Source organism: Paraburkholderia sp. EB58 (assembly GCF_050436665.1).
In the GTDB taxonomy this organism is placed as follows: Bacteria; Pseudomonadota; Gammaproteobacteria; order Burkholderiales; family Burkholderiaceae; genus Paraburkholderia.
Map to the genome: position 1 here is coordinate 33,846 of NZ_JBNDMQ010000043.1, position 19,225 is coordinate 53,070.

General features: G+C 63.6%; 15 protein-coding genes. 7 read left to right on the forward strand and 8 right to left on the reverse strand.

What is annotated here, in order from left to right:
* Positions 1-3 precede the first annotated feature (3 nt).
* The gene (locus P3T40_RS38405; RefSeq protein WP_429272918.1) at positions 4-918 is read right to left on the reverse strand and encodes a Crp/Fnr family transcriptional regulator; all 915 of its coding nucleotides are present in this window, start codon (positions 916-918) and stop codon (positions 4-6) included.
* A gap of 30 nt (positions 919-948) precedes the next feature.
* Here P3T40_RS38405 and P3T40_RS38410 point away from each other — a divergent pair, with 30 nt between their 5' ends.
* The 4 genes from P3T40_RS38410 (at position 949) to P3T40_RS38425 (ending at position 5,765) form a co-directional block, all read left to right on the forward strand.
* On the forward strand, positions 949-2,316 hold the full coding sequence (locus P3T40_RS38410) for a FecR family protein (protein ID WP_429272919.1): 1,368 nt from the start codon (positions 949-951) through the stop codon (positions 2,314-2,316).
* Positions 2,304-4,169 carry a CHASE2 domain-containing protein gene (locus P3T40_RS38415; protein ID WP_429272920.1) on the forward strand — a complete coding sequence of 622 codons (1,866 nt, stop codon included), beginning with the start codon at positions 2,304-2,306 and terminating at the stop codon, positions 4,167-4,169. The genes P3T40_RS38410 and P3T40_RS38415 overlap by 13 nt, the downstream gene beginning before the upstream one ends.
* Entirely contained in the window at positions 4,156-5,469 is a 1,314-nt protein-coding gene (locus P3T40_RS38420) for a tetratricopeptide repeat protein (RefSeq protein ID WP_429272921.1), read from the forward strand. The genes P3T40_RS38415 and P3T40_RS38420 overlap by 14 nt, the downstream gene beginning before the upstream one ends.
* Before the next feature lie 62 nt (positions 5,470-5,531).
* Positions 5,532-5,765, forward strand: a complete 234-nt coding sequence (locus P3T40_RS38425; protein ID WP_429272922.1) for a hypothetical protein — start codon at positions 5,532-5,534, stop codon at positions 5,763-5,765.
* 44 nt (positions 5,766-5,809) lie between these two features.
* Here the strand turns inward: P3T40_RS38425 and P3T40_RS38430 are convergent, their stop codons facing one another.
* Genes P3T40_RS38430 through P3T40_RS38455 form a run of 6 tightly spaced genes read right to left on the reverse strand, consistent with a single transcriptional unit; the run spans position 5,810 to position 13,908 of the window.
* Positions 5,810-8,254, reverse strand: a complete 2,445-nt coding sequence (locus P3T40_RS38430) for a glycosyltransferase family 4 protein (RefSeq protein ID WP_429272923.1) — start codon at positions 8,252-8,254, stop codon at positions 5,810-5,812.
* A gap of 12 nt (positions 8,255-8,266) precedes the next feature.
* Complete coding sequence (locus tag P3T40_RS38435; protein WP_429272924.1) at positions 8,267-9,265, reverse strand: glycosyltransferase family 4 protein; 999 nt, start codon at positions 9,263-9,265, stop codon at positions 8,267-8,269.
* 32 nt (positions 9,266-9,297) lie between these two features.
* Positions 9,298-10,620, reverse strand: coding sequence for a methyltransferase domain-containing protein (locus P3T40_RS38440; protein WP_429272925.1), 1,323 nt, complete (start codon positions 10,618-10,620; stop codon positions 9,298-9,300).
* Positions 10,621-10,625: 5 nt separating this feature from the next.
* Complete coding sequence (locus P3T40_RS38445) at positions 10,626-11,870, reverse strand: ABC transporter ATP-binding protein (RefSeq protein ID WP_429272926.1); 1,245 nt, start codon at positions 11,868-11,870, stop codon at positions 10,626-10,628.
* A complete protein-coding gene (locus tag P3T40_RS38450) occupies positions 11,867-12,706 on the reverse strand; it encodes an ABC transporter permease (RefSeq protein ID WP_429272927.1) in 840 nt (279 codons plus the stop codon). Before P3T40_RS38450 ends, P3T40_RS38445 begins: the two co-directional genes overlap by 4 nt.
* Positions 12,703-13,908: a glycosyltransferase family 4 protein gene (locus tag P3T40_RS38455; protein ID WP_429272928.1), complete on the reverse strand. Its 1,206-nt coding sequence runs from the start codon at positions 13,906-13,908 to the stop codon at positions 12,703-12,705. Before P3T40_RS38455 ends, P3T40_RS38450 begins: the two co-directional genes overlap by 4 nt.
* Positions 13,909-14,122: 214 nt before the next feature.
* Between P3T40_RS38455 and P3T40_RS38460 the strand changes: the two genes are divergently transcribed.
* The 3 genes from P3T40_RS38460 to P3T40_RS38470 are packed head-to-tail and all read left to right on the forward strand — an operon-like array spanning position 14,123 to position 18,736.
* Complete coding sequence (locus P3T40_RS38460; protein ID WP_429272929.1) at positions 14,123-15,877, forward strand: type I secretion system permease/ATPase; 1,755 nt, start codon at positions 14,123-14,125, stop codon at positions 15,875-15,877.
* 14 nt (positions 15,878-15,891) lie between these two features.
* Complete coding sequence (locus P3T40_RS38465; protein ID WP_429272930.1) at positions 15,892-17,256, forward strand: HlyD family type I secretion periplasmic adaptor subunit; 1,365 nt, start codon at positions 15,892-15,894, stop codon at positions 17,254-17,256.
* A gap of 13 nt (positions 17,257-17,269) precedes the next feature.
* On the forward strand, positions 17,270-18,736 hold the full coding sequence (locus P3T40_RS38470) for a TolC family outer membrane protein (protein WP_429272931.1): 1,467 nt from the start codon (positions 17,270-17,272) through the stop codon (positions 18,734-18,736).
* A gap of 85 nt (positions 18,737-18,821) precedes the next feature.
* On the opposite strand, the gene P3T40_RS38475 is transcribed toward P3T40_RS38470, so the two are convergent.
* Entirely contained in the window at positions 18,822-19,214 is a 393-nt protein-coding gene (locus P3T40_RS38475) for a hypothetical protein (RefSeq protein ID WP_429272932.1), read from the reverse strand.
* Positions 19,215-19,225 lie beyond the last annotated feature (11 nt).

Here is a 19,225-nt window from a genome sequence, read left to right on the forward strand (position 1 = left end):
TCATCAGCCGAACTTCTGGCCGATCCTGGTATCCTCATCCAGTACTTTTTTTCGCAACTGCAGTTCCGCTTCGCCTCTTGCAAGCTTCCTGAGCATCGCAGCGTCACGAACGATCAGGCGCCGATAGTCACGTTCGATCACATGCCCCTCGACCAGCGAGCGGATCGCCCGCGAAACCGTTTCCCGGCTCACATTGGCCATGATTGCGATCGCCTGTTGGTTTGGCAGATTCTCGATCGTCAGGAGATCGCCCGCGACCTTCTTCATCGACGCTTCGAGCACCGAATACACCCTTGCGTAAGCACGCGTGAGGCCGAGCATCGAACGGTAGTTCGATGCCTGCCGGATCGTGCGGCAGAGCCGCTGCAAGAGCGCTTCCACCACGGCTGGATTCCGGTAGAACAATGCCTGCGCCTGGATTTTCGGCAGAAAGCCGACGACCGACTCGGTCGTGGCGATGATCGACGCTGAACGGGGACCGCCGTCGATGATCGACAGTTCACCGAAATAGTCGCCGGGCTCGACAAAGTTGAGTCCGACCTCGCGGCCGTCTTCGGAAAGCGCAATCACCTGCAGCCTACCTGACATGAGCATCAGCAAAGACGATCCCGCATCGCCTTTATGAACGACGAAGTCGCGCTTGCCAAAACGGCGATACCGGATATGACGGCTGGTCTCTTCAATCACATCGTCCGCCACATTGCGCAGCAGCTTTTGCTGTTTCAGGAGATCGATAGCCTTCAATGGGCCGCCACTGCTTGTTACGTCTTCTATCGACATCGCTATGGGGGACGGTCTGGTCTCTGACACGGTGCAACGATAAACGTGCATGGCGCCAGAATCTGTGACGGCCATCACATCAAATCGGCAGAATGTGCTTAACATCCGATCATCAGTCGACCGCACGGCCTGCGGCATACCGGGGAACAGAACTCAATGCATAGAAGCATGACTGGGGGACTGGCGGCGGTGACGCTGTCCGTCATTTGCTCGTGCGCGTTCGCGCAAAATGCTCCGGCCGGGCCGACGGTGATCGGGAACGCCGTCGTCGTGGTCGGACATGCGTCCCTGGAGGAAGCGCATCGCCACGCGCCGCTTGCGCGCGGCGATGCCATTGCGCAAGGCAGCACCATCGAGACCGGCGCGGACGGATACGTGTACATCACGACCGTGGATCAAGGTTTTATCAGCGTGCGGCCCAATTCGTCGCTGACGGTCGAGCGTTACGAATACGATCCGACGGCCCCCGAGCGGACCGTGATCAAACTCGTCCTGCACAAGGGCATCGTGCGCGAAATCTCCGGCAAAGGCGCCCAGGCCGCACGCGAACACTATCGGATGAACACGCCGGTCGCAGCACTCGGTGTGCGCGGCACCGATTTTTCGGTATTCACAGACTCCAACGTCACCCGAGCGGAAGTGCGCAGCGGCGGCATCGTCATGACGCCACTTGGTGAAGGCTGCGCCGCAACCGGCATCGGCCCATGCGAAACGCCGGCGGCAGTGCAGTTGTTCGCGACGCAGCGTAACGCGCTGTTGCAGCTCAATCGCGGCAGCGCGCGTCCCATCGTGATCGAAGCGAAGCATTCACAACTGGTGCCCGATCCGGCGGCCCAGGCGCAGAAGAATGAGGACAACACGGCGCGCGCGGCAGCGGCATCCGCTGCATCAACACCGGCGGCGCAAGCGCCTGTCGATCCGGGCGTGGCGCCCGTCGAGCTGACTTTTCCGCTGTCGCCACCCGCCTCATCTACCCCGCCGGCCACGTCAACGTCGCCATCGCAGCCAACTCAGCCCGCCCAGCCACCCGAAACACAACAGATTTTCTGGGGACGTTTTGAGCCGCTTGCGTCAGCACCTGCGACCACGACGATCACCGCGCTGGTCCAGCAAGGCAGCGAACAGGTCGGCACAGCCGGCCCGTACGCGATGACACGCACGCCGCAACCGGACATGGTCATGCCGGCGTCTGGCAGTATCAAATTCACTTTGCAATTCGCTGAGGCCTATGTGATCAATTCGACCACGGGCCAAGCGAGCGCGGCAACGATCAGCAACCCGATGTTGTGCATCACCTTCGGCGCGAATACCTTCACGACCAGCCTCACCGCGACCGCAAATGGCGTGAACTATGCGATCAAAGGGCAAGGCGCCATCCAGGTCAACACTAACGGAAAGTTGGCCAGCGATTACACGTCGCAGGCGATCATCGCCGGGGCGCTCGCAGGTAAGAATGCGACGCAGGCCGGCTATGTGTTTTCGCAGAGCTTCAACGGAAAGAACACCGTGGTCGGAGCGACTCTGTGGTCGCGGTAGCACGCCTGTCGAGACTTGACCGGATTCGCCTGGCAATATTTGGACTCGTCTCGCTGACAGCATGGCTACTGGCCACGGGCACATGGTCTCCCGAGCCTTATCGCCGGCTCGGCTTCGCACTCGACGACTGGCGGCAGTCGCAGATGCTCACAGCCACGCCCGACGCGCGCATCGCGCTGGTCGATATCGACGAACGCTCGCTCGACGCGGTCGGCCCGTGGCCGTGGCCACGCGCCGTGATGGCGCAGGTTGCGCAGAATCTGTTCAAGCAATATCACGCCAAGGCGGTTGGCCTCGACATCATGTTTCCCGAAGCGGGCACACCGGACGGCGACCGTGCGTTGCTTGCGGTCGCCCATCGGTATCCGCTGGTATTCGGCGAGGCGTTCGACCTCTCGACCGATGCGCCGGCCCCGCATGCCGGTCACGTCGGCGGCGCGCTACCGCCGCCAATAACGGCATCGCACGCGCCGGTCGCCGACGGCTTCATCGGCAACTTCTTCAAGAGTCCGGATGTGTGTGTCGGACACGTGACTCCATACACCGACGTGGACGGCGTCGTGCGGTCGATTGCGCCGCTGATCCGCTATGCGAATTCCACCTATCCGATGCTGGTGTGGCAACTGCTCGATTGCCGGGTCGCCGGACCGTCGCGGTTACCCTCCATTGCGTCGTTGCCCGTCGACGCGCGCGGCCTGATGCATATTTCCTTCCGGCGTCCAATGCAAACCTTCGACGTGGTGCCGGCCATCGAAGTACTCGCCGGCACTGCGCCGGCCGCGCTGCTGACCGGCCGTTACGTGCTGGTTGGGTCCTCAGCGCTCGGGCTGACCGACCATGTCGCCGCACCGATCGACCCGTGGATGCCCGCCGTGATCGTGCATGCAGAACTGCTCACCGAACTGCTCGACGTCGAGGCGCAGCATGGATTCACAACACCGGTTGCATGGCTGCCGGTGCTGTGGACGGCCGGCGCGATCGTCTCATTCGCGTTGCTGTTCAGGCTGCAACGCGCGAGCGTGGCGCTGCCGGCGTTGATCGCGACCACCGCACTCTGGTTGGTGCTGATCATCTCTATCCGTGCGGTGCCATCCCATCTCGCAGCGTTGCCGCTAGTGCCCACGTCGGTCTTCCTGCTGGTCCAGGCGCCGTTCGAATGGATCTCGTCGCAGGCGTCGATACGTTCGTTCGAGCGGCGCTTCAGTCGCTATCTCCCTCCCACGGTGCTGCGTGAAATCGTACGGCGCCGAGGTCTTTCGGCTTTCAAACCGGAGCGCCGGCAGATCTCCGTGCTGTTTGTCGACATAGAGGGTTACACGCAGATCGCCGAACAGGTATCGCCCGAGCGGCTGGTCGCGATGACAGAGGTGATCCTTACGCGCCTGACCCGCTGCGTGTACGACACCGAAGGCACGCTCGACAAATATATGGGAGATGCCCTGATGGCGTTCTGGGGAGCGCCGCTTGAACAGGAAGACCACGCCGACCGCGCCCTCGACTGCGCGCGCGCGATGCTGCACGAACTCGACGCGCTGAATCGCAGCGCCGAACCGCTGTTCGACAACAGGCCGATTCGCGTGCGAATCGGCGTCAACAGCGGCAATGCAGTGGTCGGTGAACTCGGCTCGACGCTGCGCCAGTCCTACACGGCGATCGGCGATGCGATCAACGTGGCAGCGCGGCTGCAGGAATATGCGAAGGTCGCAGGGACCGACCTGCTCGTCGGCCAGGAGACTGCGCACCGCAGTACGCGTCATCGGCTGCGTGAATTCACGCGTGCCACCTTGCGCGGGCGTATCGCACCGGAATTGCTTTATGTGCTGCACAAAGGCGAGAACGGTGCAGTCCACTAAGCTGCACTTCGGCTCGTTGACGCGGATACGCGCCCGGTTCCGGGCCGCGAGGCGCGCACATTTCGCGGCCTGCGTCGTCGCATTGAGCGCCGTCGCGCCACACGCTTTCGCGCAGACGCCCGACAATGCATTCGACCAGACCATCGACGACGACCTGGAGACCCAGGCCCAGTACGAGATGGATCACGGGCACCGCGAACGGGCGCTCGCGTTGTTCAACGAACTCGTGAAACGGGATACGCGCCGTGCGGGCGCGCTGCTCGACACGGCGCTGCTGTATTGCCAGCTCGGCGAACGCGACCTGTCGCTACAGACATTGACACGCATCGAAACGCAATACGAGGTGCCCGCGACAATCGAAAAACTGATCGCGTTCTACAAGGGCAACGCATGCGCGCCGCCGGCGTCGCGGCCTAGCCTGACCGTGAGCGTCGGGGCTGGCGTGACGTCGAATGCCAACTTCGGCCCGTCCAGCCCGCTGGTGAACTTCGCGCCGGGCGCGCCGTTCGACTCGCCACTCGCACCGGCAAGCCTTGCGCATAGCGACCAGTACGTTGAATCGGCCGTGCAGGGCGAGTTGCCGATTGCCGCGATGCCGGAATTCGCACTGCTCGCCGGGCTGTCGGACCGCCAGTATCGCAGTCTGCATGATTTCGATCAGCGCACCGCGACGTTCGGCATCGCTCACCAGAAGACATTCACACAGGGCGAACTCGACAACCAGCTTACGACGGACGTGTTGTGGCTCGGTACGCATGTCTACCAACGTGACTTCGCATGGCACGTCGGCTACTGGTCGCCGCCGACGACGCTACGTTCAATACTGGCGCGCTCGGGGCTCGACTTCACCGTCACCGACGAGAGCTACCCTGGCGATTCGCTGTACGACTCGGTCCACGTCGAATTGCGCGCCTCGCTCCAGGCACACCTCGGCGATCACGCGACGATGCAGCTGTTCGTCGGGCCGACGTGGGACAAGCCGTATAACGACCGTCCCGGCGGCATGCGCCACGGCTATACGGCGTGGCTCGGCCTCGACTACGCAATGGGCCGGTACGGACAGCTCGAGACCATCCTGCAGCAGCGTACGTTGAACGACGTAGCGCCTTACGATCCGATCTTCTTTGGCGCCACCACGCAGCGTCAGACGGTACGGGCCGCGTCGTTGCGCTATTCGTATCCGCTCGGCCATAAGTGGTCTGTCTATGCTCAGGTGTCGGCGCAGCGGATTTCCGACACGATTTCGCTGTTTGCCTATACGGTGCGCGACGGTTCGGTGGGCCTGTCATGGAAATACTAAAGCGACACCGTGATCTCAACACGCGGTAAAATCGCTGTTCAACTTGCCACGAGCTTCCCGCCATGCCAAATCCTGTCAACATCGCCGCGCTCCACAACGCGCCCCATGCTGAAGACCTGTCGATTTGCCTCGAAGCACACGGATTCCTGAACCAGTCGTACGATTCGCTGGACAGCCTGTTGCGCGATCTCGCACATTCGAGAAGCGTGGTGCCCGATCATGCCGCTGCGACAGTCGAGTTGACGGTGACCGGCCAGCCCGACGGGTTCTTCCCGTTCGGCCACCTGTTCCTGTAAGAACACCGTCAAAACGTCGTGCCCGGCCGATGCCGGGCGCATGGTTACGCAAGCACCTGCATGAGAGCCTGCGCATAGGCGTCGGCAATCGTCGCCCAGTCCCCCTCCGCCTCAACACGGCGCCGTGCATTGCGGACAAGCGACGCGCGTTCCGGCTGGGCAAGACCGAGCATGGCTTCAACACCGTCCGCGAATGCGCCTCCGCTAGCCGACAGATACTCGCGGCCCGCCCCGAAGCCTGAACCTCGCGCACCGAAATCGGTGCTCACGATCGGCACGCCGGCCGCCGCATACTCGATCAGCTTCAGGTTCGTGCCCGAACCGGACACAACCGGGTTCAGCCCGACATCGCAGATCTCCAGCCAGCTGGCTTTCTCCGCGTTGCTGACGACACCCGTCAGACCCACGTTCGCCGGACGCGCCCAGCTTCGGACCGCGTTGCAAACCGAGCCCAGCATCAGGAAGTGAACCTCCGGCAAGCGCGCGGCAGCGTCGAAGACGATGCGCGCCGCGTCGATGTTCGGGCCGTGCGCGCTGCCCATGAAAAGCGCGAGCGGAGACGTCACACCCAGCACCGAACGGCGCTGTGCCGCTCGAGCGGCTTCACGAAAAGGTGTGCCCGCCACGTCGACGCCGTTCGGCACCACGGCGAATCGCTGACTGCCTGCGCATTCGTAGAGCTCGCCCAAGCGCCGAAGGTCCTGCGCCGAGCAGGCCGTCACCAGCACTGCGTCGTGAACCGCGCGCCGCTCCAGCGCACACACATGATTGATCGCCCATTGATGCTTGCCGAAGATATCCGCCTTGAGGTCGGCTTCAACGTTATGGGCCTCGTAGACGAAGGCTGCCGGCGAAACGGCGCGCAACGCCGGCATCGCATAGGGATGCGAACAGACCATCAGATCGGCGCGCCGAGCCAGTGCATTAATGGCCTCCAGCCACTGCGGCGTGCATGAAGGATGCAACGCGGCCGTGAGGTCTTCGACCGATGCTCCGAGCGAAGCTTCCAGGCGCTGCTCTTCTTCGACGAACGCCCGCGACTTCGGCACCCGCTCCTCGCTGAAATCGGCGCCCAACTGGCGCACGTTGCGCGGCACATGCGGTGGCGCAAGATTGACGAATTCCACTTTGAACGGATTCGCCAGGCGCGAATAGAGCCCGTGCAACCGAAGCTTGCCACCGCTGACCACCGGCGCGACGGGATACGTGTTGAGCACGCCGAGCAGCGGCTTGGCGCGCCGGGTGATCACTGTGGGCGCGAGCGCGACTTCGGGCCCGCCCTCGCCGCAGTTCCGCACCGCCTGTTGAAGGCGAGCGTGCTCCGGACGGCTCGCCGCCAGCAATGCATCGCACAGCGTGTCCCAGTCCACGCGTGCGGCTCTGGCTGCAGCCGCGGCTCCCATTTCCTGCGCGACCGCCGGGTCGTCGCACAGCTGCCGCATCGCTCTCGCCAGTGCCGACGCATCCGGCCTGACGATGAATCCGGTGCGACCGTTCTCGATGAGTTCGGTCGGACCGCCGGAATCGGTGGTCGTGATCACCGGTTTCGCGGCAAGCATCGCTTCCAGCGTGATCAGTCCATAGTCCTCGTCGCGCGGCACGAACGGCACGCAGAGCGCGCGTGCGTATTCCCGCGCCAGCATCGCATCAGGAATCCGGCCGAGAAAGCGGATGCCCGGATGATCGCCCGCCACGGCACGCAAGCGCGCTTCGTCACGTCCGCCACCGGCAATATGCAGCGGCAGCTGGACCCCGCTCTTCTTATAAGCTTCGATGATCAGTTCGATCCGCTTGGCCGGATCGAGGCGGCTGGCGCTGAAAATCGTTTGCTGCGGACCGGGTGCAAGCCCCTTCAGATGGGTCGGATGGTGATGGACGGCCACGTCCACGCCGGCTGGAAAATAGCCCTCGCGAGCCGCCACCACGTGTGAAATCGCGGCATGGTGCACGACCTTGTCGGGCCGCATCGCGATTGCGTCGAGCAGGCGGATCGCCGCGCGCGTCACGGGTCCGGGAAATGCCCAGCAAGGCGCAGTGGGCGCGCGATGGAAAGCGGCGTCCAGTGCGTCGAGCAGTTCGTCGAACCCGACGTCCGTCGCACTGCACTGCTGCAGCGCCTCGACGAGGCGCGACGGCATGCCGAGCGCGTACAACGTGTGCGGATCGAAACGGGTGGGCATTCCCTGCGGATAGCAGTCGTACAGGCCGCGCAGCGTGTGCTGCAAATAAACAATGTGATTCGGATGGCGAATCGCCCAGGCCGGGTACTTGGTGCTGATCACCAGATCGAAGTGGCTGAGGTCCAGTTCGGAAAAACGGCGGTAGCTGGAAAGCAACTCGCCCATGTTCCGCTCGGGGCTCGGCAACTTCACCAGATCCGCCTCTACGCCGGCGCGCGCATTGAGCGCGTCGAGCAGGCCCCACCAGAGGTTTTCCGCGCCGCCGATCACGAACGGCACCGGACTCGGCGCAACTATGGCAATTTTCATGAGACAAAGAGACTAGTTCAGAGATTGGGTCAACCGGTCGACGACGTGATCCCAGGAGATGTCCGCACGCAGATAGGCTTCGCGCCCGCGCGCGCCCGCCTCCGCGGCCTCGCGCGGGTGTTCGGCGATCCAGTCCAGACGCGCGGCGAGCGCATCCGCGTCCGGCGGTTCGATCCAGCCGGTGTCGCCGTCGCGTACGAATTCCAGTGGGCCGCCCGAGTCAGTGCAGGTTACGACCGGCTTCGACGACAGCATTGCCTCGAGCGTGACGTAGCCATAGTCCTCGTCGAACGCGGGGAAGATGACAGCTGCCGCGCGCGCGTAGAACGCGCGTTTTTCCGCTTCGCTGATGTGCCCGATCAACGCGACGCGATCGCCCACGTCATGGCGTTTGATCAGCTCGGCAAGTACGCCGCGCTGGCCGCCGTCGCCCGCCAGCACGATCTTGAAAGACGAACGCATACGGCGCGCCGCGTCGATCACGAGGTACTGCCGCTTGAGGGTCTCCAGACGGCTCGGGAAGAACACATACGGCCACGCGGTGTCGCAGCGAAACAGTTGTGCGTGCGCCGGCGGATGATAGAGCGGCGTCGCGGCGATGCCATTGAAGTCCCCCAGGCGCGCGGCCACCCGCTGCGAATTGGCAAAGACGACGCGCGCGCGGGTCAGCACAGCGTTGTCGAACGCGATCACCCGTTCACGCAGTTCGGTCAGCGCGGGGGTTGCCTGCGCGGCGTCGAAGAGCTCGTACACAGCGCGATGCTGATGCATCACCCACACGCGGTGATCCGGGTGCGCGACGCCATAGCCGGGAAACTGCAGGCCGATCACCTGATCGATCGACACGCCGTTTGGTTGCACCAGATCAAGCGACGCCGCGTGCGCCATCGCCCGCAAGACGTCGCTCTCGGGCGAAAAGCGAAATGGCAGCCGCAGCAGTTCGACCGCGTGCCCCGCTTGCTGCAACGCGCGCACGACGCCCGCGACATGGTACGTGGCGCCGCCGTGCATGAAAGGCACGAGATTGGCCGTCACGAGGATCTTCACGCAGGCGCCCCCGTTGCGCCAGTCTTGCGACCGGTCACGGCGAAGTCCTGCGGTCCGCAAAGATGGCCGTTGACCCGCTCCGTGAGGGGATCGTTGCCGGGCACCTTGGCCTCTTCGGGATAGGGGCTGCTACGGATGATGTCGATGGCGTCGAAGCCGTGATATTTCAGCAGGAATGAAATCGCGGTTGGCGTAATGGGATTGCGGTGCGTGAAATCGTGATAGAAGGTATGGCTGCCCACCAGCACGTTCTCCGGATTCGGTGTCTCGAACAGCACTGCGCCGCCGTCCACGAGTACACGATAGCTTTCCTTGACAAGCCCAAACAGATAGTCGAACGGCAGGTGTTCGATGATGTGGAAGCCGGTCACGGCCGCCACCGAACCCGTCGGCAGACTACGCAGGAACGTGAGTGCGTCAATGCATCGCACTGCGTGGCCGCGCGCGAGACACGCGTCGATCATCACACGGTTGACGTCGATGCCGAGCGCAGCGTAGCCTCGTTGCGCCATGTACGACAGCCATTCGCCGCGGCCGCAACCCACATCCACGATTTCGTGCGTCAGATCTCCGCCCCTCGGCACACATGTCGAGAGCCAGGTGTCGTAGATCGCGAGCTTGGCCAGCACGCTTTCCCGCGAACCCCGATTCGCATCTTCGAACGCGAGGTAATAGGCGTCGATCACCTCCGCCGCTACCGGCGCCGCCAGCGTGGCAATCTGCTGCAGATTGTCCACACGCCGCGACAGTTCGGCGAGTTTGCGCTCATGACGCTGGGTCATGCCGGCGATGCGCTCGAAACGGCGACGCCACGCGACGAGCGTACGACTGATCACGCGCCGCGCCGCCCACGTGTCAAGAGAGCGCGCTGCGAAGGCGCCCAGCGCGCCCAATCCGATGCGGCGCAGCGCAGAATCCGCCGCGGCCACGCAAACCGCCAGCCGCAGCCCGGTCAACGGCACGCCCACGCCGCGGCCTTCTCCTGACAGGCGAAGCTTCGCAGCGAGGATCAGCCGGCTCCCGCCGCGCGCGAGCTCGCCAACGTAGTTGGCACGCCCCGTTTCATCGGGCTCGCGCTGCAGCAGCAAGCGGTAGGCGGTATCGACGAACGCGCTGGTGTCACTCACCAGCAGACCATCGATGCCCGCCTCAGCCGGTATGTCGAGGGTGGCGGCGCCCGCGCTCGAGAAAAGCGCGGGGTTGCCGGGAGCATCAGCCTCGGCGTCGCCGTGGAGACCGGCATCGTCCGCCGCTCCGGCACGCGCCGCGGCCTCCGCCTTGACGCGGGCAATCAGGATATCGAGTGCTGCATGGGTCATGGTTCTTATACTCTGGATTCCGTCAGGTCCGGCACGCGCTGCTGCCCGAATTCGACCGGGACATAGCACAGTCCGGAAAACGGCGCAGCGGAAAAGCCCGCAATTTCGAAGGTCGCGGCCGCATCCCACCAATGCTGGCAGTCGTGCACATGGGTATCGTCCGAATGCAGCGCCACCGTCACCGTGTATTTGCCGGGCGCAAAATTGAGCGGCAGCGAAAAGCGGCAACGCACGCTGTCACCGCGCGCGAAACGCGCTTCCTTGTTCAGCAACATTGTGTTGGTGCCGAACACGTCTTGGCCGAATCGGTCGCGAATCAGGATGCCTACCGAGAGTGCGGCGTCCTGCTGCGATTCGCACTTGAGGTCGATCGTGACGTGTTCCCCCGACGCGAAGCGCGCGTTAGGCCCGAACCGGTTGGCCAGCACCACGCTGGTGATGCGAGTGCGCAACGCGCCGTACGATCCGGACGAAGACGTGTCGGCATGCGGAGCGTCTTCGTCGACGCCCGCAATCAGCCGGTAATAGTGCTGCGCCGCTTCATCGGGCGCGCCATCGAACACAACCTTGCCGTCCGACAGCAGCAGCGCCCGGTCGCATAGCATCTTGACCGAATTGATATCGTGCGACACGTACAGGATCGAACCGCCGCGATCGCGGAATTCGCGAATGCGTTTGAGGCATTTCTGCTGAAAACGCGCATCGCCGACCGCAAGCGCTTCGTCGACGATAAAGCAGACCGGATCAGCATGGATCGCCACCGCGAAGCCGAGCCGCATCACCATTCCGGACGAGTACGTCCGGACCGGCGCGTCAATGAACTCGCCGAGTTCGGAGAACGCCACAATCGCGTCGAAGCGCTGCTGGATCTCGGCGCCCGTCATCCCGATCAGCCGCGCATTGACGGCAATGTTGTCGCGCCCGGACAGCTTGGCGTCGAATCCGGTGCCGAGTTCCAGCAGCCCGGTGATGCGCCCGCGGCGCTCGATCGTGCCGGCATTTGGCACGAGCACACCACTCACCAGCTTGAGCAGCGTCGATTTCCCCGCGCCATTCTGTCCGAGTACGCCGACCGCCTCGCCTTGCCGGAGAGAAAACGAAATGTCGTCGAGCGCAACATGAACGCGGTGCCGCTTTTTGCGCAACAGCGCCTCGACAAGACGGTCGGCGGCCCGGTTGTAGATGTTGAAGTGCTTGGAAAGATGTTCGACCTGCAGCACCGGCTCATGGCCCAGCGTGGTACTCCTCACAACATGTCCCTCATGGCCGTTTGCAGGCGTCCGAGCAGCCAACGGCTCGCCAGCAGACTCGCGGCCGCCACGCCGGCGAGTGCGACGAATGTCTTCAGTGGCGGGCACCGGTGCCACACGACGATGCCGTGCACCGCGTCCACCGCCCAGAACACCGGACTAAAATGCAGGCTCCGTATGGCCCACGGCGGCAAAATAGTCGCGAGGTAGACGACCGGCGTCAGCCAGAAGCCGAACTGCAGCAGGATATTCAGCACGTTCTTGATATCGGGAATGAATACGTCGAGCGTGCCGAGCACAATGCCAAGGCCGTATGCGAGGGCGCTCAGCAGCACCGCGACGACGGGCAGCAGCAGCCATTGCACGCCGATCGGATAACCAATGATCAGCAGGAACACGGCAAAGAAGGTCATCGTGATTCCGTAGACAACCCACTCGGCGAGGACAATGTGAAGCGGCATCACCCACAGATCGACGCTGATCTTGCGGATCAGGTGCGCTTTTGCGCCGTAAACCGGCGCAAGCCGGCTCACGATATTGGCAAACAGATTCCACGTCAGCAGTCCGCCGATCAGGTACACCGTGTACAGGTACGGGCTGGTGTCCGCCCCCAGCCGGGCGCGCATGAAATGGGAAAACACCGTGCTGAAAAGGACGACGAAGGTCAGTGGCTGAATCAGCAGCCACGCCGCGCCTAATGCGTTCTCGCGGTGCCGGTCCACGAGGTCCTGGCGCGACAGCAGCCATACGTGGGTGAGGCTGGTCCTGAAACTATTCGCCGACACGCTCGAAGCAGATCGCTGCGAGCGCGGCGCCATACGAGTCGACTGGTTCACGCGAGAACCTGCCTGTAGACGTCGAGCGTCTCTTCGGCCGAGCGTCGCCAGCTAAAGTGCCGCGCGCGTGCGCACCCGGCGGCGCTCAGCCGCGCGCGCAGCGCGTGGTCATCAATCAACGACTGCATAGCCTCGGCGAACCCGTCCGTATCGGCCGGGTCGTACATCAGGGCGGCATCGCCTGCCACCTCCCGCAACGCCTGCGCGCTAGAGCACAGCACCGGCACGCCGGCCGCCATCGCCTCCAGCACCGGCAGTCCGAATCCTTCGTAGACCGACGGATAAACAAGTGCAAGCGCGCCCGCCGTCAGCAGCGGCATTTCATGGTCGGGCACATAGCCCAGCTTGCGCACGGTGCCGTCTCTCAACGACGCGCCGAGCGCTGCGTGCAGTGAGCCGGTCAACCATCCTTCAACGCCTATCAGCACGAGCGGCACCGCGCGGCGAACCGCTATCGGCAGGCGTGCGTGGGCGGCAAGCGCCGTATGCAGATTCTTGCGCGGCTCCAGGGTGCCTACCGCGGCGAAATAGCGGCCGTGCAGAAGACCGTGACGGGCCAGCACGACGCGTGTCGCGTCAGCCGTGTATGGCCGGAAACGGGGCGATACGCCGTTGTAGACCACGTTGAGCTTTTCCGGTGCGATCGAGAAGCAGGACTGCAATTCATCTCGCACAAAATCGGAGACGACGATTACGCGATCGGCGCGTTCGAGCGCCTTCGGGAAATTCGCGCGCAACAACGCCAGCCGATGCGACGGGTGGTATTCGGGATAGCGTACCCACGACACGTCGTGAGCGGTGATCACTGTCGGTCCGCGAAAGCGGAACGGAATGAAGTTCGGATCGTGATACACGTGCGGCGAGCGCCGTCTGCGCATCCCCGAGTCGAAGCGGTACTGCTCGATACGCGGCATGAAACGGTACACGCCCGGCACATATCGGCGTGCGAACTGCTTGGCCGCTCTTGCCACCGCCGTACGCAGCGAGAGGTCGGCCCCCGGCGCCGCAGGCTCGACGCTCCGACCTTCGGCGATGGAAGACGACCAGTGCGTGCCGTAGAAAAAACGCACACTATGCCCGCGCTGCACGAATTCGCGGGCCAGATGCGACGCGTATTGCCCGATGCCCGTCAACGGCGTAAGCAGCGCGCGGCCGCCCATCGCGATCTCGAGCGGTGCGCCGGGAACCTGTTCGTCGATCATTGACTACCCTTTAATGACAACCCGGAAAGCAGCGCAAGTATCCGTTCTGTTTAGTCCGATCAGTGTGACCGCCGTCACATTTTCGCGAGTGTTAATCAATCAGAATGGCGCCGTCGTCACGGGGTCGGCTGTGTCGAGCCGGCTACAAAAATCAGAGCGCAGACCAGCTTAGGGGCGGCCGCGAGCAGCACCGCGCGGCTCGGATATTGGAAAGATGGACAAGAAAAGCGAATTACCGTCGAACGAAATCGTTCAGGCGCTATTGGGCTACCGGCGCGTTTTCCGCACGATTGGTGTGTTCAGCATGCTCATCAACCTGTTGATGCTCGTGCCCTCTCTTTACATGCTGCAGGTCTACGATCGCGTCCTGCCGAGCCGCAATGGCGTCACGCTCGCGATGCTTTCGCTGATCATGCTCGGCATGTACGCGATAACCAGCGCGCTCGAATATGTGCGCAGCTTTATCGTCATCCGCATTGGCGCGAAGCTCGACATGCACCTGAACGAGCGCGTCTACACCGCAGCGTTCGAAACGAACCTCAAACAACGGGGCGTCAACGCCGGTCAGTCGCTGAACGACCTGACCACGATTCGCCAGTTCGTGACCGGCAATGCGCTGTTCGCGTTCTTCGACGCGCCGTGGTTCCCCATCTACCTGATCGTCATCTGCCTGTTCAATGTCTGGCTCGGCCTGTTCGCCGCAGTCGGTTCCGCGCTGCTCGTCGTGCTCGCGATCGTCAACGAGCGTGTCTCGCGCCGCCCGCTTGCGGAAGCAACCATGCTGTCGATCCGCTCGACCACGCTTGCGACCAGCAACTTGCGCAACGCGGAAGTGATCGAAGCGATGGGCATGCTGCCGGACCTGATGTCGCGTTGGAAAGTGCTCAACTCCGGCTTTCTGGCTCGCCAGGCCGAAGCAAGCGAAAAGGCGGCGCTGGTGGGCAACGTCACCAAATTCGTCCGGCTGGCGCTCCAGTCTCTCGTCCTCGGGGTGGGCGCCCTGCTCGCCATCGACGGCAAGCTCTCGCCGGGCATGATGATCGCCGGCTCGATCCTGATGGGCCGCGCGCTGAGCCCCCTCGAAATGGTGATTTCGGTGTGGCGGCAATGGAGTAGTGCAAAGAGCGCCTATGAGCGGCTTGTCGAACTGCTCGAAGGCAATCCGGAACGCCGGATCGGCATGAGCCTGCCGGCGCCGAGCGGCCAGTTGACACTCGAAACCGTGAGCGCGGCCCCGCCCGGCAGCCGTCTGCCGGTGCTGCACGGCATCACGATGACCATCGAGGCTGGCGACGTGGTCGGCGTGATCGGCCCGAGCGCGTCCGGCAAGTCGACGCTCGCTCGCCTGATGGTCGGTGTTTGGCCGGCCGTCGTCGGTAACGTGCGCCTCGACGGCGCCGACATCTATCAATGGGACAAGGACCAGCTTGGCCCTCACATCGGCTACCTGCCGCAAGACATCGAACTGTTCGGCGGCTCGATCGCGGAGAACATAGCGCGCTTCGGCCAGATCGATTCGGCCAAGGTCATCGAAGCCGCCAGGCTGGCCGGGGTCCACGACATGATCCTGCGTTTGCCGCAGGGATACGACACGCTGGTGGGCGACCGCGGCGCTGGGCTCTCCGGCGGCCAGAAGCAGCGCATCGGACTCGCCCGCGCACTGTACGGCGACCCCGCGCTGATCGTGCTCGACGAACCCAATTCCAACCTCGACGAGATTGGCGAGGCCGCGCTGAAGCTCGCGATCGAAAGCCTGCGCACGGCCGGCCGGACCGTGGTGCTGATTACCCACCGGACCAGCATCATCGCGGCGACCACCAAGCTGATGCTGCTGGTCGAAGGCCACCTCAGGCTGTTCGGACCGACGCCACACGTGCTGGCCGCCCTCCAGAATGCGCCCGCCGCCAGTCCGGCACAGCCCGCCGGTCATCAAGCTTCCAACGCCGGGACCGCAGAAGTCCCAGCCTGACACGCAGAGTTTCCATGTTCAATTTCGCAAGCAAGAAGGCGGCGCTGCCCGCGATCGAAGTCCTCGGTGCGGCGCTACCCCCTGCCCTCAATACCGACGAATCGCGCTATGTGAAGGTCGGCTGGACCATCGTCGTGGTGGGCGTGTTGGGCTCGCTGCTCTGGGCCACCCTGGCGCCACTCAGCAAGGGCGTCCCCGTGCAGGGCACGGTGATCGTCACCGGCAATAGCAAACAGATCCAGCATCCCACCGGCGGCATCATTCAGGACATCCTGGTACAGGATGGCGACACCGTTAAGGCCGGCCAGGTGCTCGTCAGGATGAACGACGTGCAGGCGCGTGCGCAGGCAGCGGAAATCCGCGCGCAATATCTGACCGAACTGACCGTGAAGGCGCGCCTCATCGCCGAGGCCACCGACGCGAAGTCCATCACGTTCGCGCCGGAACTCGTCGCCAGCGCCGCCGCGCACAACCAGCAGGTCGAGGACGACATGCATTTGCAGGAGCAATTGCTGAGCTCGCGGCGCCTCGCGTTGCAGGCCGCACTAGGCGCGCTGCGCGAGACGATCGCCGGATACAGTGCGCAACTGGGCGGCGTGAAGGCGTCTCGCGAATCCAAACTGGCCGAACAAGTGGCGCTGAATGACCAGTTGACTGGCGCACGGCAACTCGCAAGCGAAGGTTACATGCCGCGCACGAAATTGCAGGATCTTGAACGCGAGAGCGCGGAACTGGACGGCCAGATCTCCACGCAGGTCGGCGAAACCGGACAGCTGATGAGCCAGATCGCCGAAGCGCGCCTGCACCTCGCGCAGCAGCAGGAAGATTACATGAAGGAGGTGCGGACCGATCTCACCGACGTGCAGCGCGATACCGACGAACTGCGAAACCGCCTGAGCGAGAGCGAATTTACGCTTTCCAACAGCGAGGTTCGCTCGCCTGTCGACGGTACGGTGGTCGGCGTCAACGTGTTTACGGATGGCGGCGTCGTGGCGGCGGGCGCTAAATTGATGGAAGTCGTACCGAGCGGGGAACCGCTCGAAATCGAAGGGCAACTGCCCGTCAATCTGGTCGACCGGGTGAAGGAAGGAATGCCGGTCGACATGATGTTCACCGCCTTCAACCAGAACAGCACGCCGAGAATTCCCGGCACGCTGACCTTCATCTCGGCAGACCGGCTGACCGACGAACACACGGGCGCGCCCTACTACCGGGTGCGAGCCAAGGTCACGCCCCACGGTATGAAACTGCTGGAGCATCTGAGCGTCAAGCCGGGCATGCCTGTCGAGGTGTTCGTCAATGCGGGGCAACGCTCGATGCTGAGCTACCTCCTGAAGCCGGTCTTCGACCGGGCGCATACGGCACTGACGGAGGAATGACGTGCAAGCAGTAATGGCAACACCCTCGCGGGGCGCGTCGTCCCGCCACGGCATTCGTTCGTCGGTGGGCACGGGCAACCGTCTCCGCGCAATTTCCGTGGCGGTATCGATCGGGGTCGGCCTGACATTCGGGCCGGCCGGCTCAGCGCAGGCGTTGGGCCTCGCCGACGCGTATGAAGCTGCACTCGGTCACGACCCCGTGTACGCCGGCGCCCTGAAGGAGAAAGAGGCCGGCGACGCAAACCTCGGCATTGGCCGGTCGTATTTGTTGCCGAACCTGTCGGCCAACTACGCGGACTACAAGGACTGGACCACCACGACCTATCTGGGCACAGCGTATCCACCGGAACCTCAGGCATACCATGCGTATTCGGCCGGCGTGTCGTTGCGTCAGCCGCTGCTCAACTACGAAGACCTCGCCCGTTACCGCTACGGCAAGGCTACGGCGCTCGCCAGCGACGCGACCTTTATCGACCACAGCGAGGACTTGCTGGTGCGTGTGTTGGGCGCCTACACGGACACGGTCTTTGCACTCGACCAGCTCGCGCTCGCTTCCTCCCAGAAAAAGGCGCTCGACGAACAGCTCGCCAGCAACGAGTCGATGTTCAAGAACGGCCAGGGAACCCGCACCGACATCCTCGAAACCCGGGCCAAGGCGGAGCTCGCCGAGGCGGACGTCGCCGACGCGCAAGGCAACCTCGACAATGCCGCGCACGCGCTGGAAGCGATCACGGGCTTGCCGGCCTCCCTCGACGTCGGCGGACTCGACCGGCTAAGCGACAGCTACCAGCCCACCATGCCGTCGCCGGCCAGCTTTGAACAATGGCGCGACATTGCCCTCGACAACAACGCGGAACTGACGGCGCAACGGCAATCGGTCGAAGCCGCGCGGCAGCAGCTCGAAATCGCGCACGCGGGCTTTTTACCGCACGTGGACCTCGTCGCCAATTTCGGCAAGAACCAGTCGGATACGCTCGACGCCATCGGGCAGCGCTATCTGACCAAGTCGATCGGCATCGAGATCACGATTCCACTCTACTCAGGCGGCCTCGTCAGCGCAAGCTCCGCGCAGGCACGCGCAAACTATCAACGCTCACAATTCGACCTGCAGGACAAGACCAACACCGTGCTGCTCGACGTACGCAAGCAATACAACCTCTGCGTAAACGGTCTGACCAGAATCGACGCCTTGCAGAGCGCCGTCGACTCGGCGACGCAGTTGATCACCGCGACGCACAAGAGCGTTCAGGCCGGCATGCGCACCAATCTGGATGTCCTGACCGCCGAACAGCAGCTATACGAGTCGAAACGCGATCTGGCGCGGGCGCGTTATCAATATCTGCTGGCGAGTCTTCAACTCCAGCATGCGGCGGGAATCCTGACCGCGCAGGATCTTTACGGAATGGCGCAGTGGTTCGTGCCGTCGGGCGCGGCGACGCCAATGGCGCAGGCAGTCACTGCAGCAAGCGACTCACGCTGAACGAAGCGCCCGAAGAGCCGTGGCAAACCGCACGAGGCAACGCCTCGCCTTGGGCGAAGCGTTGCCTCGGTTGCCGTGGTTCTTGTTAGTTGCCAACGAGCCCGTAGGCTCCCAGGTCGAAGTGATTCGGTGAGAACTCGGTATCGTCGACGCCGGAGCGGACAAGCTTCAAACCCGGCTGCGCGGCGAATGCCGCGTTCCCCCGAGCAGCCTGTTCCTCGAGACACTGGATGGCCGCGGAGTCTTCTACCACTGTCTGCAGCTCCTTGATCAGTTCGGACGCCCGTTCGCATCGCAACAGGAAACGCCGGGGGGTCGGAGACGCCGCGCCGCCGCCCGCTTCCTGCGTTACGATGAAAGAAAAGCTCACATAGCCGGGCATCGACGCCTGCTCGAATACCCACTCCGCGATCCAGAGCTTCGGGCTGTCTTTCTTGCTGCGTGCGGACTTTCTCTTTACGTTGGACCCGGCTGCCATAGGATTTTCGC

What these genes read in the sequence shown, in the direction of transcription:
- P3T40_RS38405 (WP_429272918.1), bottom strand. Translation starts at nt 918, where the DNA reads ATGCCGCAGGCCGTGCGGTCGACTGATGATCGGATGTTAAGCACATTC.
- P3T40_RS38410 (WP_429272919.1), top strand. Translation starts at nt 949, where the DNA reads ATGACTGGGGGACTGGCGGCGGTGACGCTGTCCGTCATTTGCTCGTGC.
- P3T40_RS38425 (WP_429272922.1), top strand. Translation starts at nt 5,532, where the DNA reads ATGCCAAATCCTGTCAACATCGCCGCGCTCCACAACGCGCCCCATGCT.
- P3T40_RS38430 (WP_429272923.1), bottom strand. Translation starts at nt 8,254, where the DNA reads ATGAAAATTGCCATAGTTGCGCCGAGTCCGGTGCCGTTCGTGATCGGC.
- P3T40_RS38435 (WP_429272924.1), bottom strand. Translation starts at nt 9,265, where the DNA reads ATGCACGGCGGCGCCACGTACCATGTCGCGGGCGTCGTGCGCGCGTTG.
- P3T40_RS38440 (WP_429272925.1), bottom strand. Translation starts at nt 10,620, where the DNA reads ATGACCCATGCAGCACTCGATATCCTGATTGCCCGCGTCAAGGCGGAG.
- P3T40_RS38455 (WP_429272928.1), bottom strand. Translation starts at nt 13,908, where the DNA reads ATGATCGACGAACAGGTTCCCGGCGCACCGCTCGAGATCGCGATGGGC.
- P3T40_RS38460 (WP_429272929.1), top strand. Translation starts at nt 14,123, where the DNA reads ATGGACAAGAAAAGCGAATTACCGTCGAACGAAATCGTTCAGGCGCTA.
- P3T40_RS38465 (WP_429272930.1), top strand. Translation starts at nt 15,892, where the DNA reads ATGTTCAATTTCGCAAGCAAGAAGGCGGCGCTGCCCGCGATCGAAGTC.
- P3T40_RS38470 (WP_429272931.1), top strand. Translation starts at nt 17,270, where the DNA reads ATGGCAACACCCTCGCGGGGCGCGTCGTCCCGCCACGGCATTCGTTCG.
- P3T40_RS38475 (WP_429272932.1), bottom strand. Translation starts at nt 19,214, where the DNA reads ATGGCAGCCGGGTCCAACGTAAAGAGAAAGTCCGCACGCAGCAAGAAA.